This window comes from Paenibacillus sp. MT86, from assembly GCF_058792535.1.
Genome location: NZ_CM179499.1, coordinates 3,799,660 through 3,817,190, shown reverse-complemented (window position 1 = coordinate 3,817,190; position 17,531 = coordinate 3,799,660). Strand labels below are relative to the sequence as shown.

General features: G+C 49.0%; 14 protein-coding genes. 12 read left to right on the top strand and 2 right to left on the bottom strand.

Going from position 1 to position 17,531, the window contains the following annotated elements:
- Window positions 1-2: 2 nt before the first annotated feature.
- Window positions 3-1,163, top strand: coding sequence for a glycoside hydrolase family 88 protein (locus AC3RCL_RS16865; protein ID WP_492530859.1), 1,161 nt, complete (start codon window positions 3-5; stop codon window positions 1,161-1,163).
- 145 nt (window positions 1,164-1,308) lie between these two features.
- On the opposite strand, the gene AC3RCL_RS16860 is transcribed toward AC3RCL_RS16865, so the two are convergent.
- Complete coding sequence (locus AC3RCL_RS16860) at window positions 1,309-2,538, bottom strand: cytochrome P450 (RefSeq protein ID WP_096773537.1); 1,230 nt, start codon at window positions 2,536-2,538, stop codon at window positions 1,309-1,311.
- Window positions 2,539-2,739: 201 nt separating this feature from the next.
- On the opposite strand from AC3RCL_RS16860, the gene AC3RCL_RS16855 reads away from it, so the two are divergent.
- Window positions 2,740-3,249: a helix-turn-helix transcriptional regulator gene (locus AC3RCL_RS16855; protein WP_492530856.1), complete on the top strand. Its 510-nt coding sequence runs from the start codon at window positions 2,740-2,742 to the stop codon at window positions 3,247-3,249.
- A gap of 156 nt (window positions 3,250-3,405) precedes the next feature.
- Here the strand turns inward: AC3RCL_RS16855 and AC3RCL_RS16850 are convergent, their stop codons facing one another.
- Window positions 3,406-4,044 carry a pentapeptide repeat-containing protein gene (locus AC3RCL_RS16850; protein ID WP_492530855.1) on the bottom strand — a complete coding sequence of 213 codons (639 nt, stop codon included), beginning with the start codon at window positions 4,042-4,044 and terminating at the stop codon, window positions 3,406-3,408.
- A gap of 216 nt (window positions 4,045-4,260) precedes the next feature.
- Between AC3RCL_RS16850 and AC3RCL_RS16845 the strand changes: the two genes are divergently transcribed.
- The 10 genes from AC3RCL_RS16845 to AC3RCL_RS16800 all read left to right on the top strand — a co-directional run bounded on the left by AC3RCL_RS16845 (window position 4,261) and on the right by AC3RCL_RS16800 (window position 17,443).
- Window positions 4,261-5,916, top strand: coding sequence for a DUF6138 family protein (locus tag AC3RCL_RS16845; RefSeq protein WP_492530853.1), 1,656 nt, complete (start codon window positions 4,261-4,263; stop codon window positions 5,914-5,916).
- 909 nt (window positions 5,917-6,825) lie between these two features.
- Window positions 6,826-7,221: a hypothetical protein gene (locus tag AC3RCL_RS16840; RefSeq protein ID WP_492530851.1), complete on the top strand. Its 396-nt coding sequence runs from the start codon at window positions 6,826-6,828 to the stop codon at window positions 7,219-7,221.
- A 129-nt stretch (window positions 7,222-7,350) separates the two neighbouring features.
- Window positions 7,351-7,518 (top strand): DUF3502 domain-containing protein, encoded by a 168-nt coding sequence (locus AC3RCL_RS16835; RefSeq protein ID WP_492530849.1) that lies wholly within the window; start codon window positions 7,351-7,353, stop codon window positions 7,516-7,518.
- Between the two features lie 52 nt (window positions 7,519-7,570).
- Window positions 7,571-8,941 (top strand): BNR repeat-containing protein, encoded by a 1,371-nt coding sequence (locus AC3RCL_RS16830; protein WP_492530847.1) that lies wholly within the window; start codon window positions 7,571-7,573, stop codon window positions 8,939-8,941.
- Between the two features lie 433 nt (window positions 8,942-9,374).
- Complete coding sequence (locus AC3RCL_RS16825; RefSeq protein WP_015735056.1) at window positions 9,375-10,013, top strand: spore coat protein; 639 nt, start codon at window positions 9,375-9,377, stop codon at window positions 10,011-10,013.
- Between the two features lie 176 nt (window positions 10,014-10,189).
- Window positions 10,190-11,647, top strand: coding sequence for a helix-turn-helix domain-containing protein (locus AC3RCL_RS16820; protein WP_492530845.1), 1,458 nt, complete (start codon window positions 10,190-10,192; stop codon window positions 11,645-11,647).
- Window positions 11,648-11,874: 227 nt separating this feature from the next.
- Window positions 11,875-12,834, top strand: coding sequence for an ABC transporter substrate-binding protein (locus AC3RCL_RS16815; RefSeq protein ID WP_492530843.1), 960 nt, complete (start codon window positions 11,875-11,877; stop codon window positions 12,832-12,834).
- Between the two features lie 312 nt (window positions 12,835-13,146).
- Complete coding sequence (locus AC3RCL_RS16810; protein ID WP_015735059.1) at window positions 13,147-14,646, top strand: malate:quinone oxidoreductase; 1,500 nt, start codon at window positions 13,147-13,149, stop codon at window positions 14,644-14,646.
- Window positions 14,647-14,834: 188 nt separating this feature from the next.
- The gene (locus tag AC3RCL_RS16805) at window positions 14,835-15,851 is read left to right on the top strand and encodes a glycoside hydrolase family 130 protein (RefSeq protein ID WP_492530840.1); all 1,017 of its coding nucleotides are present in this window, start codon (window positions 14,835-14,837) and stop codon (window positions 15,849-15,851) included.
- A gap of 296 nt (window positions 15,852-16,147) precedes the next feature.
- Complete coding sequence (locus AC3RCL_RS16800) at window positions 16,148-17,443, top strand: extracellular solute-binding protein (RefSeq protein ID WP_492530838.1); 1,296 nt, start codon at window positions 16,148-16,150, stop codon at window positions 17,441-17,443.
- Window positions 17,444-17,531: the final 88 nt, after the last annotated feature.

The following is a 17,531-nucleotide window of genomic DNA, read 5'->3' as shown; positions in this document are numbered from 1 at the left end:
AAATGAATAAGTTACGGGAGGGCAAGATGGACTGGAACGCTATCATAGAACAAACCTTGCATACGACCAAAGCGAATATCGCCCGGTTTGAAGATCGGTTTCCGCATGTCGGAAACGGAAACGGCAAATACCAACTGGTGGATCATACGGATTGGACGGAAGGATTTTGGCCGGGAATCCTGTGGCTGAGCTGCGAGTACGGTCAGGATTCCTATATCCGTGAAGCTGCAGTCCGATGCACGCATTCATTTCAAGCAAGATTAGCGGAGCATAAAAATCTGGATCATCACGATATCGGTTTCTTGTATTCTTTATCTGCACTGGCGCAATGGATGGTTGAACGGGACGAAGCGGCCAAGATCACGGCTCTTCAGGCGGCTGATGCGCTCATGAGACGATGGAGGCCCACGCTTCAGCTTATCCAGGCGTGGGGCCCTGAACATGACCTCCAAAACGGCGGCCGGATCATCATCGACTGCTTGATGAATTTGCCTTTGTTGTGCTGGGCAACCGAACAGACCGGGAGATCGGCATATGCCGAAGCCGCCCGCATTCATGCTGACAAAAGCCTGAAGTTCCTGGTTCGCGGCGATGCCTCATCCTATCATACCTTTTATTTTGATCCCGAATCGGGGGATGCCGTGCGCGGAGGTACCCATCAAGGATTTCAGGATGGTTCCACGTGGACGCGGGGGCAGGCTTGGGGCATATATGGATTCGCGCTGGCCTACCGTTATTTCGAAGAACCGCAATATTTGGACACGGCGATTCGAATGGCGCGTTATTTCATCGACCGTCTTCCGGATGATCAAGTCGCCTACTGGGATTTCGACGTTCCGCCAACGGCACTTACGCCTAAAGACAGCTCTGCTTCTGCGATTGCCGCTTGCGGGATGCTGGAAATCGCCGACCAGCTGTCAAGCGATGATCCCCGCAGGGAACTTCTCCTTGATGCCGTTCGGCGTTCCATGGATTCCATGGTACAGGGATATTTTACGAAGGGTAATCCGGACGAAGAAGGCTTTTTGCGGCATGGTTCGTATTTTGTCAGAGGGGGAATTGCGCCGGACGATTTTGTCATCTGGGGCGATTATTTCTTCCTGGAAGCGCTCATGCGTTTAAACAACGGGCGGCCCGGTTACTGGTATGAACCCAAGAGGTAAAAAAACAATAGAATGATTTCCTACTAAGCGAGAGACCCTGTCATTTCAGAAGCAGGCAGGGTCTCCCGATATTATAAGCCCTTGCTGTGGAGGGCTTTTTTTGATGTACCATTTGATGTACCAAATAAAATGAGACAGGTCAGTCTTACCGATGAACACGGATAGGAAGCTGAGTCAACATTTGTCCTGCCGCAGAAGGACTCAGGTTATCTTCCAGTTTAAATTCAGGAACGGGTTCAATGCGCGGGAAGAAATCCATGAACCTGCTTATCGCAATATTTGCTTCCAGCCGTGCCAGCGGAGCACCCAGGCAGAAGTGAGCGCCATTCCCAAAGGTTAAATGTTTTTTGTTATTGGTACGGTGGATGTTCAAGGTGAAGGGATCCTCAAATACCTCTTCATCCATATTGGCAGCACTCATCCATGCGACGACGAGATCCCCTTGTTTCATATCTACGCCGAGTACATGATTGTCCTGTTTGACGGTTCGATCCATTTTTGCAATGTTAAACCGATAGCGGAGCATTTCCTCGATGGCATTGGGAAGGAGCTCGCGGTTAGCCTGGATTTCCCCGTAAATTTGGTTGTTGTCATATAAGAACGAATAGAACGTATTAGCTAGCAGATGAGTCGTCGTTTCAATGCCTGCACCCAGGATGAACATCGTCGTTCGGACGATCTCATCGTCCGATAACCGATCCCCGTCCACCTCGGCTTGAATGAGATCGGAGATGATATCGTCCGCGAGATTGGCTCTTTTTTGGACGATATGAGGATAGAGGTAGTTGTAATATTCCTTGGCAGCTTGACGTTTCAGTTCTTGTACATCTTCCGAATGGTTTTTGGGCAGGGGAAGGAACAAATGGTTTACCCATTCCTTGAATAATAACCGGTCTTCGGAAGGAACTCCGAGCAGATCCGCTATAACGATCGTTGGCAGCGCACTGGCATAACTTTGGACGATGTCAATGACATGGGCGTCTCCCATTTCCTGCAGAAGCTGGTCTGCAATCTCTTGAATGCGCGGCTCCCAGAGCTTCAAGCTGCGAGGGGTGAAAGCCGCCGATATCAAGGCACGGCTTTTTTGGTGTTCCGGGGGGTCTGATTGCAGGTTGATCTTGCTCATTTTCTGGCCTTCGTCATTATCGGCGCCAACGCTGATCATCGTCCGCGTTCTAACACTAGAGAAATATTCATGATCCTTGAGAACCCTCTTGACGTCATCGTACCGGAAGACGTTCCAGGTTTGGGTCGCCTGATTATAAACGATGGGCTCATGCTGCAATTTGTGTTTGTACCATTCATAAGGATTGAATTCTTCGATCGGTGAACGGAATTGCGTGATTTCCTCTAAGGAGATGATCTCATGATTCATTACATTCCCTCCAATGCTAGTGTAATATAACATATGTTAATTTAACATATTGATTTAATTGGTCATAGTTTCCAATGACCCATGTCCAAAGTTCTGTTTATATTCTTCCTTGTCGGATTTTGATTGAACATATACGCTAGAGATGTGCTGTTAAATATGCAGCGGTATTGTCAAATCCGTCGACGAAAGGCCTGAACGATCATGTATCTTGAACTTCTCATTCTGATCCAAATCGATAAATCCCCGAAACACGGGTACGAAATAAAAAAAGAAATCCAAAAGGATCTCGGTTATTTGATGGACGTCAATCACAACATGTTATACCCGACATTGCGAAAATTTACGGATGAGGGATTTGTTCGTAAGCATCGAAATGAGCAGGAAGGCAGACCGAATCAGTATGTATATGAAATTACAGAAGCAGGGAGGGAACAAATCGCAAACCTCATTAACGAATTCACCGAAAAAGATGCAAAACATCAAATCGAATTCATGGTTAGAGTGTCCCTGTTCGATCGTATTTCGAAGGAGGACCGGAATCGGATTTTACATAGGAGAAAGAAGGATTTGGAAGAGCTGCTGTCAGATATCGAGAGAAGACTGGATGAAGGTGAGGACGAATTGTTCCGGGACGAGGTTCTACGGTATTCGGTCTCCCAGGTTCAAGGCGAATTGGCGTGGATCGATAGGCTGTTCAGCAGCTTAACCTGATGGGTAAATACGGCTTAGACCAGAGCTTTATTCATCGCAGCATTCAGCGCGACGATGTTTTAGCGCGAGCAAAAGAACCACGAAATCGCGGCTTTTTAACCGTGGATCTTGAGGGCTTTGGTAGTGGATGGGGTGTTGGGCTCGCAGGGTCGAAAATTAAGCAAAGGGTTTTCCGTTGATCTTGACATGCTCCATAATTGTATTATCCCAAACCGGTAGAGCTTCCGCTTCACTTACAAACCGGCTTCCGGATAAGGAGCCGTTATCAAAGATTGCTTCATTGAAACTGCATTCTTCAAAGAGGCAGTACATCAGATGTGCGCCGCTAAAATTAACATTCGAGAAGTTACACCGAATGAAGGCCGCGTCGCGTGCGATGGCGTGACTTAAATTGGCTCCGGTAAAATCGCAATCCTCAAACCTTTCTCCAATCCGGGCTTTTTTTAAATTGGTTTTTCGAAACGAACAATGGTTGAAATGACGCGTCACAAACGAACCGCCAAGTTTCATTCCATCAAAGCGGCAATGCGTAAACCTGGATGAGTTCAGACCCGTTCCGTCCATAAACTTGGCAAAAGATAAATCAACATGCTGAACATCCAGGTACTGGATATTCTCGCTCAAAGTGACACCTCGGAAATCCTCATGCCCTGCATCTGTCAATCCAAAGGGAGAGGAAGGGAATCTCCGTGCTTTTTTATGCATATTATGTTTGCCTGTAACCGCAGCCACAGCCTGATTCACTTCGGTGGTTTGCTCCGTATCCCATCTTGCGCTCCATTGTTTTGCGCTCAATGAACAACCTCCTATTTCCAGAATCGAATGTATGCTCTTAGAAATGATCTTTAAATGAGTCGGTTTTATAGTATCATAGATGAAGCAATAGATTCCAAGATTTGTATGGGGTCAAATCCATGAAGGGGCCGCTAATGGAGGTTTAAGTCATGATCATGGAGATTGTAAGGGTAGATAAGGAACAATACGAAATGATATAAAGGAGCATTGTGGAACATGGATCAGACACTGGAAACACTTTTGAACGAAATGAAACTGGAGATTGACAAATGGATGGCCCATATCAGCGATAAAAACGCGGAGGACATTGTAAAGCGTACTTCGCTGCAGATCGGGATTCACGACTATGCGCTGCTCGAATATGACAAGGGCAGGGTGAGCATGACGGATCATGACCTGGACTTATCGATGCCGATAGACAGGGGGACACCTGGTGAGCCGCTGACCGAAGAACATGTGCGAGAGCACATCGTTCCTGAGCTATCCACTTATATGCAGCATAAATTGGACGAGATGCCGAGCTCGTTAATCGATTATCAGTTTACGTTTAACGGCAAGTTTCGAGTGCGTGAAGGCGACCTGAACCTTTCCATTCTTACATATGCAGATGAGACAAAGAAGAAGCAATTACGGGAACGAATCGCAACCTATATTGCCAATAAGCTAGAAGCGGGAACCTATCCGACGAAACCGTTGGAGACGTTTTTCCTGTCCAGGCACATCCTGGACGAGGGGCTGTATCCTGACGCGGATCCCGCATGGATCATTGCCGTTTTTGAGCGGGTTCAGCAATTGAACAAAGGGAACCATCATCTCGCAGAGCATCGATCTAATCTGATTACGGCTTTACGGAATTGGGCGGAGCAGCGTTGGCTGCCGCGTTATTTCGATAATATCGGGACGCAATGGCAGCGAGAATACAAGAAAAAAATCGACATTCATTTGGAAAATACCGAGCAGGGTCCAATCGAACTGCTGATCTACGCCGCCATCCTGATTCTGAAATACGAGCCCTCTTATAGCAGAAGCACAGGATTGGCTATGTTGAATTGCGCTAAGGAGCTGGGGAGCGAACGGGCCAAACGATTGACTAAGGAAGGAAGCGGGACTTTCGCCAAGGAAGACGTCTGTTTGCGTGACGAAATGGTGGACTGCACGGCCAACGATGTGTTTGCCGAGGTCTCCATAGCCATTAAGCAGGAAACGGGGGAGAGTTACGCTCGCGCCCTCCGGTTTCTGACACGCCTCTTCAGTTTGGGATTCCCGAAAAGCTGCCAAATCAAACTGAAATCTTCGCTCAAGCAGTGGCTGCCGATCAAAGGATTGGCTAAGTCGGGAACGCATCGGTTCTTCGCCAACGCCTTGGAATACCCGGATTTGTATCCCTTCATGGAGGAGTATGCCAAAGCAGCGATGGAGCCGTTTGAATGGTATGCGGATACGGAAGGGGAAAAAAACTGCATGCCGGGAAGTTATGCCGTCTTTGGCCTCGGATTGAAGGATCAAACGTATTTCCCGTTGGTGGGGGAATACATGGGCAAAGTCGATGACGAACACCAATCCGTTCAAAACCATTTCACGGTAGCTTTTAAAGAGCGGCATGGTGTTCATACGGAAACCATTCCAACCTTGATAAAGTGCATGCTGCACTGCACCGATTCGATGAAACTGAAGATGCAATCGGACATGGAACACGATCGAAACGTCAGGCTAGTGCTCGATCAAGTTCGCGGACTCCCGTATTACCAGGTGGAGCATATCGTATATTTGATCTGGGGCGGTACGGACAAGCTGAAGAAGATAGCCGCCAAAGCCGAAGGGGAGAGGGCGCAGTGGCTCACCGAGCTGGCGGAGGCCGCCTGTCGGAAGTAATCGTGTTCACTAAGGCCAACCTTAAATGAGTCAATGATGAGCTGCTGAAAGGCAGCTCTTTTTATCCTTATCTAACCGTTCAAGGAAAAAATGATGCGAAAATGATGGAGTCGAAGCCGTTAATATAGTAGCTAAAGGTAGACGCATTGATATAAAATACGGACAAGAAGACAGGAAATATGAAGGCTGCTCGATAAATTGAAAGCGTTGTCTTTAAGATTCCTGTGGAACCTATGAATGCAGGGGAGGGGCCTTGGAATCCGCACGTTATGGGCATTGCAAATAGAAGAGGCTGAGCTTCGAGCTGGAGTTGCTTTATATTGAGACCATGAGGACAGAGGATTCGCTATTTTGCCGAAATGGGCTCATTATGGTGACCTTGCGGACCCAGGATCCGTTATTACACCATAATCGCAAATGATTCCACGCTAAATCCTGCAATAGCGGATCTCTTGTCCGCATATGGCTGTGAAAACAGGTAAATCAAAGAAATAGCGGAACCAGGGTCCTCTATTATCGCAAATCCATGAAGTTAAACGAGGCTGGATCGATTGCCGTGGTCCTAATGAGGGAAATGGTCATACGACGCAAATCCCTGGTGTTATTTTGGTAATATAGGACGAATATTGAGATCACGAGGACAGAGGATACGCTATTTAACCGAAATGAGCTTATTATGGTGACCTTGCGGACACATGCTCCGTTATTGCACCATAATTGCAAATGATTCCACGATGAATCCTCGCGAGGAAGGGACCCCAGGCATCATTCGCGGTCCAAACGGGCAGCCCGTCGTACAATTGAAGGGCATCACGATGGGCGCGAGCCAGCGAGCGGAATGGATCGTTACTATCAAGCCGCGAGATTCTGGCTGCCCAGGGAAACGCCACCGGCGAAACGCTGGAATGGATGAAAACGGATAAGAAGCCGCTGGAATTCAACAACCATTTCGACGCAGTCAGGAGCGGCTGCATCGGAGTGCTCAAGGAATTGTTTCCCGGGTTCAAGTACGGATGGTTTGATTATTATCTCGACCATGTGCCGAACTACATGCTTTATATGACGCCGGACAACATAACGATGATTTCGGTCGGCGCGCTCTCCAAGCATAAGGAAATTGCGCTTAAGCTGATCGAGAATGCCTTCACAGATCGTATATACCACAATCTCCTGCTGTATGGCGTGGAAGGGGAGAACTACAATCTGGAGGGGGATTACATCAGCTACGCGGGCATCAAGTCGGAGAACAATAAGCCGGGCTGGACGGGATTGTATGACGGCAGCATGAGCCAATTGGAAAAATAACCGGGAGAATGGCAGGCCATCGTTGAGCATTAGCATCCGGAAGGCGCGAAACGGGCCGTAGAGAACGGAGAGAGCCCGCTGGCGGGATTCCTCTTCGATACGGTACCGATAACGGCGGAGCTCGCAGCCATGGAGGCAGTCAGATCGCAATACATCGTACCGTTGACCGTCGGCATGTCCGAAGGTATCGATGCTGATCTTGCATTTGCGAGGCAGCAGATGAGCGAAGCTGGATTCCCGAGCTTCTTGGAGGAGCTGCAGAATCAGCTGGATGCATTCGCTGCCATGAAACGATAGGGGATAATCATGAAGCAATCAAGGATCCGACAAGGAAGCGAGGAGGTCTCAAATGACGAATTCCAATATAAACCTTAATGCTGAACCTGAACGCATCGAACGCATCCCTACCACCCTTACCGGTGATGGTGCCTGGTGCTGGTTTGCCGATCCGAGGGCGCTGCGACATGTCAATGCTGCAACGGGCAGCGACAAGACATACATCGGGTACATCGATGTTGAGGGCAGCATCCAGGCGGTTCAATATGATCATGTGACCTACGAACGCAAGCAAGTGCGGGTGCGGGCGGGTTTCCAGCAGGATGACCATAACAATCCGACGTTTATGGCACTGCCCGACGGCCGGGTGATGATTTTTTATGCCGAGCACTCGACAACCCCATATTTTTATTATCGCGTCACAGCCCGTCCTGACGATCTAGAAACCTTAGGGCCTGAAAAAATCATCGCTACCACGGGATATGGGAACACCACCTATCCTTCTCCCTTCGTGATGACGGATCAGCCCGGTTATTTCTATCTGCTGTGGCGGGGCATGAATTGGCACCCGACCGTCGCTAGGTACACGCTGCCGGATCCGGATGGCGACGTCACTTGCGACATGGAACCGAAACAGATCGTGGATTCCAGGTGTTCTGAACAAGAAACCGGAAAAAGGCCGTATGCCAAGTACGAAACGAACGGCAAAGACAAAATTATGATGACGTATACCTATACGCATCCGGACAATATGATTCCGAATTCATTGTACTATTCGTATTTGGACGTGAATACCCTGACGCTGCATGGCGCTGATGGACATCAGCTCGCAGATCTGCACCGCGGGCCGCTGAAGCTGGATAACAAAGAAACCGATCCGACCTACTTGGTCGATCGCCAGCCGGGCATACGCAACTGGAACTGGGATATAGCCGTCGATAAAGAGGGATACCCGGTGATCTTGTTTGTTAGGATCAGTAGGGATAAGGATCGCCACCATTATTGTTACGCTAAGTGGTCCGGCTCCGATTGGCGGATTACACCGTTGGCGGATGGCGGACGATGGTTCCACCAAAATGATCAAAGAGAATTATGCTATTCCGGGGGCATGACGCTGGATCATAACAACCCTTCCATCGTGTACATGTCAATCCCTGTAAAGGGTACATACGGTGAGGTTTTCGAAATTCATCAATGCGTCATTGCGCATGACGGGACGATCGCCGAAATAAATCAAGTCACCGAAAACTCGACTTATAACAACGTTCGACCTTTCGTTGTCCGCAATGCAGCTCTGGGCGAAGCGTATGATTTGATATGGATGCACGGGGATTACTACTATTGGGATCATTCGCAAGGGCGATTGGGTTATACGACGGGGCTGCGAACCTTGTGTGAAATCGTAGCGATTGAAGACGAAGGGAAGACCGATCCTTCGGCATAAGTCATATATCGGCAACGCCGAAAAGCATCTTGGGAGTCGACCGTTTCCAGATAGGGAGAAACGGTCGATTTTTTATTTGAGGTAAGGAATTTTTGTTAAATAAACTGCTTCCCGATGAAGGCAGCATGGATAATGGCTAAATAAAAGTAGTCCCCAACCCGAGAACTGTAATCGTATCTGAGAATATGCTTTGGGTCCGGCGACATATGGCTAGGCGTGATGATTGTCGTGACTTATGTAACCCCGGTTTTCCAGGTTGCCCTGCCGTTCATGCTGCTGTTGACGATATGGATCAGAAATAAGTCGACTGCCTGAATACTTTTGATTCATGTAATGAACAATAAACCTGGACTGCAAATGCAATCCGTTCGCAGCGCCACCACCGTGGATTTATAGCTGCATAAAAATCGAAAAACCCATAGGAGGTACATGAATGCAATTCGAACAACAGCAAAATCATCAGAACATGGAAACCGGCATGATTCCACCGCAATTGAACCATGGCGGTCATGAAATGTTCGATGTACACGAGGTACTGGCAGGAGCCATTAATACGATGAACACGTATACCATGCTGAGTGGACATGTGCAGGATCCGGAGCTTCGGGATATCTTGCAGCGCCAAAAGCAATTTATGGCGGATGAATATAATATCACCTTGGAATGCTTCAAAACAGGACAAGATCCATCCAAGTCGACGCAAAGCTATAAAATGAAGCAAGGGAACGACTTTATCTACGGCATGAAACCGGGACAACCGAAAAAACCGATGCAGTCCACTGCCGAGATCAATGATGAAACCATCGCGCTCAGCATGCTGAACGCCGTGAAATCCGGCGCTACCATGAAAACGAATGCAGCGATGGAATCCACGAATCCGGTTGTGCGCCGCGTCCTAGCGGATTCCCTTCCCAACTGCATCGAAATGGCGTATGAAATTTCGCTGTATCAAAACAAGCACGGCTACTATCAAGTGCCGCAGCTGCCTCAGCAAGATATGCAGTATATGCAGAACAGCTACGCCACGGCTCCGATCCAGTCGCAAATGCCAGGCAAAATGGCCCCTCACTAAATCCATAAAAGCGCCAAGTCCACAAGGAAATGGCGCTTTTATTTTTTCTGATTTCATCAGATCACATCAGTTATAAGAGAGAATTCAGCTAGAGCTGAACACACTATTTTATTGAGAATGATTATCAATGAGATTATAATAGGTTAAAACAGGAGTTCGTCAGAAGGAGAGCCAGCATGGAAGAAACGCAATATTCGCTGTTGGGAGTACGGTACATAAAGCAAGGTCACGCCGAAGAGCCAGTCGGGGGTTTCATGGAGACGCATACCCTATACCTGATCCATAAAGGCTCCGGCGACTTATATTTGAACGGGGGAAAGCACCGAACGAAGGCGAAGGCTGTCTGTTATTGTCCGCCGGGTTCGATCGTCGACATTCAACGGACGCCGTCTTCGCCGGTGCCGCTGGAGGTTTACGAATTGCGTTATGAAGTATGGGATCTCAAGGATAGCACCGCGTGCAACAGGGTATACATCAAGAATTTGTCTTCACTGATGGACACCGGCAAGCTTCCCTTCGCCGCAACGCACGAAGCTCTTGTCCTGATTCAAGAACTAAGCCAACGAATGCAAGATCAAGCAGGAGGCGGAGGACTTGCAGCTCGTCTTTGCATCGACGCGGTATTCAAACAGTTGTTGAGTGCGCTGCTGCGATCAACGAACGATAAGAATCGGGAAGAGGATTGGCTTGAGCGTATGAGACTTGCAGTTGAATATATGGAGAAGCATTATCACATAGCCTTAACGCGTAACGACATGGCAAAGAGAGCTGGATTTACGCCGGAGCACTTTTCCGTATCGTTCAAAAAAGCAACGGGCTCCGGTTTCACGGAGTATTTAACCCGGCTGCGACTCGAGAAAGCCAGAGAGGCATTGCTTGACGGCGACGATCGCAATCTCGACCGCATTGCACGGGAGGTCGGATACCAAGACGGCATGTATTTAAGCCGGAAATTCAAGCAGCATTTCGGCCACTCTCCACGCGATTATATGCAGCGGCCGAAGCGTATTGTGGCGCTGCAATATCTGGGCCACCTGCTGGCGCTCGGACTTACGCCCGTGGGAACGTCATCGAATCTGCTGCGCGCCCGCCCCTACAGGGGAATGCTTAAGCATGTAGCGGATATCGGAGATGCCAAATCGCACCATGCGATTGCTTCCGTGCAGCCTGATCTGATCGTCACGTCCGGACCCAACAGCGAGCCTTTGTCCCGGCTTGCTCCAACGATCTACCTTCCATGGGGGCAGGAAGACTCCTTAGACGAGCTGCTCCGGTTGGGCAGAGCGCTGAATCGCGAGCGGGAGGCGGAGAATTGGATTACTGCGTTTCGGGCGAAAGAGGAAGCTGCAGCCTCGATAGTCGCCGACAAAATCAGTACTCATAACGCGACGGCAGTTGTACTGGAGTTTTGGCAGGACCGGTTATGGGCGGTCAATGTCGCCTATGGCAGAGGCCTTCGCAATTTATACCGGACCTTTTCCTTTCGGCCGCCGGAGCCGCTGACTGATTACGTCCTGGGAGAAGGAATCGGCTTGGTATTAACGCCGGATATGCTTGCCGCGCATGCGGCGGATTATATATTCGTAACGTGTGGGAAGCGGGAGGAGGTGCAGCATATGCAAAACGGGTTATGAACACCAAGGAATGGAGGAGCCTGCCCGCCGTTCGCAACGGCAAAGTGTTCTTACTCGATCTGGAGCTGTTTAAGCATAATGACCCGTTAGCGTTAGAGCAGCAATTAAGCATCCAAACCGAACTTCTTACAAATGTCCATAGAACCGCAAACGGAGCGCAATAGACGAGCCTTCTCCCTATTAATATAATAATGATAATCATTATCAATAGGTGGAGGGTTTAATGGATGCAGTGGCTTAAAGGATGGAAACTGGCTCTGATCGGAAGTTTGGTCATCGTATTGGGAGCATGCGGGGATTCTGGACAGCAAAGCGAGAAGGTGGTGAACCAAGCGGGTCAACAAACAGAAGCAACACGAAAATTCGAAACGGTTATGGGAGAGATCGAGATTCCGAAGGAACCGAAGCGAATCGTTGCGACGCAATACCTGGGCCATTTGTTGACCTTGGGCGTTAAGCCGGTCGGGGCAGGTACGGCCAGCTTGAATCAATATTTTTTGCAGGACCTGACGGACGGAATCGAGGATATCGGCGATGATCAAGCGGCGCTTGAGAAAATCGTGTCCCTTGATCCCGACCTAATTATTCGGCCTTTGGATAAGAATTATGAACAATTCGCCAAAATCGCGCCGACGATTGTCATTCCTTGGGGAGCCAAAGATTTGTATGCTGAGCTGCGGGACTTCGGCGACTTTCTCGGGAAATCGGAGGAAGCCGAGGAGGCGATCCGGCATTACGAGGAGAAGCTCGCTGAGGCCAGAATCAAACTGAACGGCGTAGTCAAGGAAGGAGAAACCGTTGGCGTTTACGAGATTTGGGCGAAAAACTTCTGGGTTGTGGGAGAAAGCTTTGGCCGCGGAACCCGTAATCTCTATTCCGGTCTCGGCTATCAGCCGCCTGAAGCCGTGAAAGGGCAGGTCGTAAACGGAGGCGCCGGTTTGGACATTTCGCTGGAATCGCTGCCGGACATGGCCGCGGATTACATGTTCGTGACCGTCTACGATGCGGACGGGGGCGGGGAACGAGCCAACGAGATATTGGAGAGCGCGCTGTGGAAATCCCTTCCGGCTTACAAAAACAACCGCATCTTTACGCTGGATATCAACCAGTTCTCCGCAGGCGACCTGATCTCGCTTGAAAAGCAATTGGAGATTCAGACGAATCTGCTGCTCGGCAACGTGAAATAGCCGCAACACGGGAAAACCATGTCGAAACCCGCTTAAAGTCGCGATCCTCGCGGCTTTTTTTGTTATGACGTTAGCCGGATTATCAGTTGTCGGATATTGTGGAGGATCTTCTCACTTTGTTAACAACTTGAAATCGTTTATAATGATTAGATAATAGTAGATATTTTAATCTATCAATATTTATAATAGACTATAATATGGTGATTATTGACACAGAAAAGGTGTGTTTTCAGAAGACGCCTTGCTTTTTATCGACATTATTAGCAGGGACGCCTACTCTTTTTTCAAATATATGGGATAAGGAAGGGTATAATGAGCAACATGGACAAAAAAACAGACGTAATCTTGATTGGTGCCGGCGTCATGAGCGCGACATTGGGAGCCTTACTGAAGGAGCTGGTGCCCGAATGGGAGATCAAAGTGTTCGAGAAACTCGCAAGCGCGGGGGAGGAAAGCTCCAATGAATGGAATAATGCGGGGACCGGCCATTCCGCACTATGCGAGCTTAACTATACATCCGAAAAACCTGACGGATCTATAGACATCAGCAAAGCGATCAACATCAACGAGCAGTTTCAGGTCTCAAGGCAGTTCTGGTCTTATCTGGTAAGCAGCAATCTGATTCGCAATCCGCAGGATTTTATCATGCCTATACCTCATATGAGCTTGGTTCAGGGCGAAAAAGACGTGGCCTTTTTGAAAAAACGTTTTGAAGCGCTGTCAAATCATCCTCTCTTTCAAGGAATGGAATATTCCGAGGATCCCGAGCAGCTGAAGGAATGGATTCCGCTTATTATGGAAGGGCGCACATCGAACGAACCGTTAGCGGCAACCAAAATCGATTCCGGGACGGACATTAACTTTGGCGCTTTAACGCGCATGCTGTTTGAGCATCTGAAGAACAAAGACGTGGAGGTCAACTATAAGCACAGCGTGAAGGATATCAAGCGTACTCCCGATGGCTCGTGGAAAGTAAAAGTGTTGGATATCGATAACGGCAGAACCGAGTTCCATACGGCCAAGTTCGTCTTTATCGGCGGCGGAGGCGGCAGCCTGCATTTACTGCAAAAAACCGGCATCCCCGAATCCAAGCATATCGGAGGGTTCCCGGTAAGCGGTCTGTTCATGGTCTGCAAGAATCAAGAAGTCGTTGCGCAGCATCATGCCAAGGTATACGGAAAAGCCAAGGTTGGAGCTCCTCCGATGTCGGTGCCCCATCTGGACACAAGATACATCGATAACCAAAAAGCACTGCTCTTCGGTCCGTTTGCCGGCTTCTCGCCGAAGTTCCTAAAAACGGGTTCGAATTTCGATTTGATCGGTTCCGTCAAGCCGAATAACGTCTTCACGATGCTGGCGGCGGGGGTTAAAGAAATGGCGTTGACCCGATACCTGATCCAGCAGGTGGTGCTATCGAATGAGAAGCGCATGGAAGAGCTGCGCGAGTTCATCCCGAACGCGAAGAGCGAGGATTGGGAAATCGTCGTGGCGGGCCAACGCGTACAAGTCATTAAGGATACGGCTAACGGAAAGGGCACGCTGCAGTTCGGGACCGAAGTGGTTAGTGCCGCGGATGGTTCGGTCGCAGCCCTGCTCGGTGCTTCGCCCGGGGCTTCGACGGCCGTTCACGTGATGCTTGAGGTATTGCAGAAATGCTTCCCGCAGCAGATGAAGGAATGGGAACCGAAAATCAAGGAAATGATTCCTTCTTACGGGATGTCGCTTTCGAAGAATCCGGCCCTCTTTGAAGAAATTCAAGATACGACTTCAGAAACGCTAGGTTTAAGCTTAAAAGCACTGGTGCATAGTTAATCCCTTCCATGACGAAGACCAACCCGGTATACCGGGTTGGTTTTTTTATGCTGCCAAGCATCACAGATAACAATATTTCGGATAATATTGAAAGTTTACAGGATATTATGAATGGACCAAGCCTCTTATAATGAGTTAAAGAAAGCAGCTTGATAACACTTACATAGCAATCATGAGGAGGCTTATCCATGAAAATCACCCGGCATGCGGAAAATCCGATAGTAGTGCCTGGACTCTACGATTGGAGAAAGGTGACGGTATTCAATCCGGCCGTCATTATCGATAACGGAAAATTCTATATGATTGAACGGACGGCAGGATCCCTGACTCCCTGCAAGAACTACCTAGGTTTGCTGGAAAGCACGGACGGCGTGCATTTCACCCATGTGCTGGACGAACCGGTGGTAACGCCGGACCAGCTGGGATTCCCCTATGGCAGCATCCAGGACCCGCGAATCGTCAAGATCGACGACACCTTTTATTTGATCTATGCCTTGCGCCCGTGCGCCATGAACTATTACCCGACGGGAGCCGGCATCCCCGAACGCTCGATTCCCGAATATCCGGACGGCTGGGGCGAAGAGGAAGGCCATTGGCTGACGCGGTCCGGGATCCTGACTTCGAAGGATCTCATTCATTGGGAGTACCTGTGCGATACAACGCCGCTTGATATCAATGATCGCGACAACATTCTGTTCCCGGAGAAAATCAACGGCAAGTATGTGCTGCTTCGCAGACCGGAAGAATATGTAGGGGAGGAATACGGAACCGAAAAAGCGGCCATGTGGATCAGCTACTCCGAAGACTTGGTGCATTGGGACGAGCCGAAGCTGTTGGCAAAAGCCGAGAACAACGATTGGGAGTTTAAAAAAATCGGCGGCTCGACGCCTCCGGTTCGGACGGACAAAGGCTGGCTGGTGCTCTACCACGGCGTAGACCAAGATACGGTGTATCGCGTGGGGGCTTTGCTGCTGGATCTGGAGAATCCCGAGAAAATCATCGCCAGAACCCGCCGGTTCATTATGGAGCCGGAGACGTATTATGAAAAATTCGGCTATCAGATCCCGAACGTCATTTTCCCGACAGGCAATGTGGTCAAGGACGGTCTCCTCTATATCTATTACGGCGTAACCGATACGGCAATTGCCCTCGCAACGGTACCGTTGGATGACTTAGTGGATTATATTTTGAACGAACCGCAATAAAGACGCTTCAGGGCGTGGCAAATGACTTAGTTCAATGCCACGCTTTCCGTAGAACCTAAGATGTAAGCGATACCATTAAAATGGAAAAACGTGAATTTAATGTAATGAAAATTAACGCATTTGAGAGAAATATGATGAATAAGAAGCCCGTTTTGTCCAAAATGACTTAAAAAAATTAGATGAAATCGTTTTTTTAGCGGATATTGGGATCGCTAACCCGATTGTATAATTAATATATCTTATATTGTTAAATATAAGAACATGATATGTAATGTATAAAGAGAGGGGTATATTAAATGAAAACGTCTAAGAAGCTTAGAACGATGCTGCTCACCGGAACAGCTGCGCTGCTGCTCATGTCAACCGTCGCTTGCGGCTCCGGAGAGAAAGACGCTACCGAACCGGAAAAGGTTACCTTGAACATCATGCATCCATGGACATCGCCGAACGTGGATAACGAGGTGTATAAAGAGCGGATCGCCGAATTCGAAAAACAGCATCCCGACATTATCATCAAGCAGGACGGGGTAGCGGCAACGGAGTATAAAACGAAGCTGCGCACGTTGGCTGCCGCCAACAACCTGTCGGATATCAACGTCGTATGGCCTGGTGCCGACCTGGCTCCTCTGGTAGCCGGGGATCTGCTGATGCCGCTGGATGACCTGATGGATAACTGGAATGATATTTTGCCTGAGGACGCATTGGCCGGATTTAACCAGAACGGCAGTCAATTCGCCGTGCCGACCAAACAAACCTTCGTGGACATTATTTATTACAATAAAGAGATGTTCGCCGGGGTCGGTTATGACCAATTTCCGGCTACCTACGACGAATTCATCGATGCGGTGAAAAAGCTGAAGGAAGCCGGCATTACGCCGATCTCCTTGGGCAACAAAGAGAAATGGCCGCTTCAATCGTCCTTCTTGTCGATTATCGGGGACCGTTACGTAGGCAGTGACTTCTTGCAGAAAATTCTGAACAAGGAAGCCAAATTTACCGATCCCGAATACGTGAAAGCGATTGCCGTCATCGACGAACTGTCCAAGCTGGGAGCATTCAATACGGATGCGAACAACATGGATTCCGTCCAAGGGCAGGACTATTTCATTCAAGGCAAAGCAGCGATGCATATTTCTTCTTCTACCGTTGACGGGAGAATCCGCATCAATAACGAGGAAGGTGACAAATTCGGCATTGCGCTCTTCCCGAGCGTCCCTGGCGGATCCGGCGATCCGGTGAAAAGCGCGGGCGTCGTTCAGTACGGCATCTCCATTAAAAAAGGATTGAGCGATGAAAAGAAAGCGGCTGCCGAGGAATTCATTAAGTTTTTTGTCAATGAGGACCTGTACAAAGATCTGATCAGTAAAGGCGTTGTCGTACCGGCCAACGTTGAAATTCCTGAAGATGCGAGCCCGTATCTCAAGGAGATGCTGGAGTTGACCAACAAGGGAACGGCACCGGTGTTCGACAGCGTCATTCCGACGCAAGTTACCGACGTCATGCAGAACGGATTGCAGGCTCTGACCATCGGCAGAGGGACGCCGGAGGAACTCGCCCAAGAGGTTCAGGAAGCTTTCGACAGCATGAAGTAAGTTGCGAATTTCCTTCCTTAAGTCAAGATCATGATGGCACAAAGAAAAACCCGGCAGCGGGTTTTTCTTATTAAAGGCAGAAAGAAAG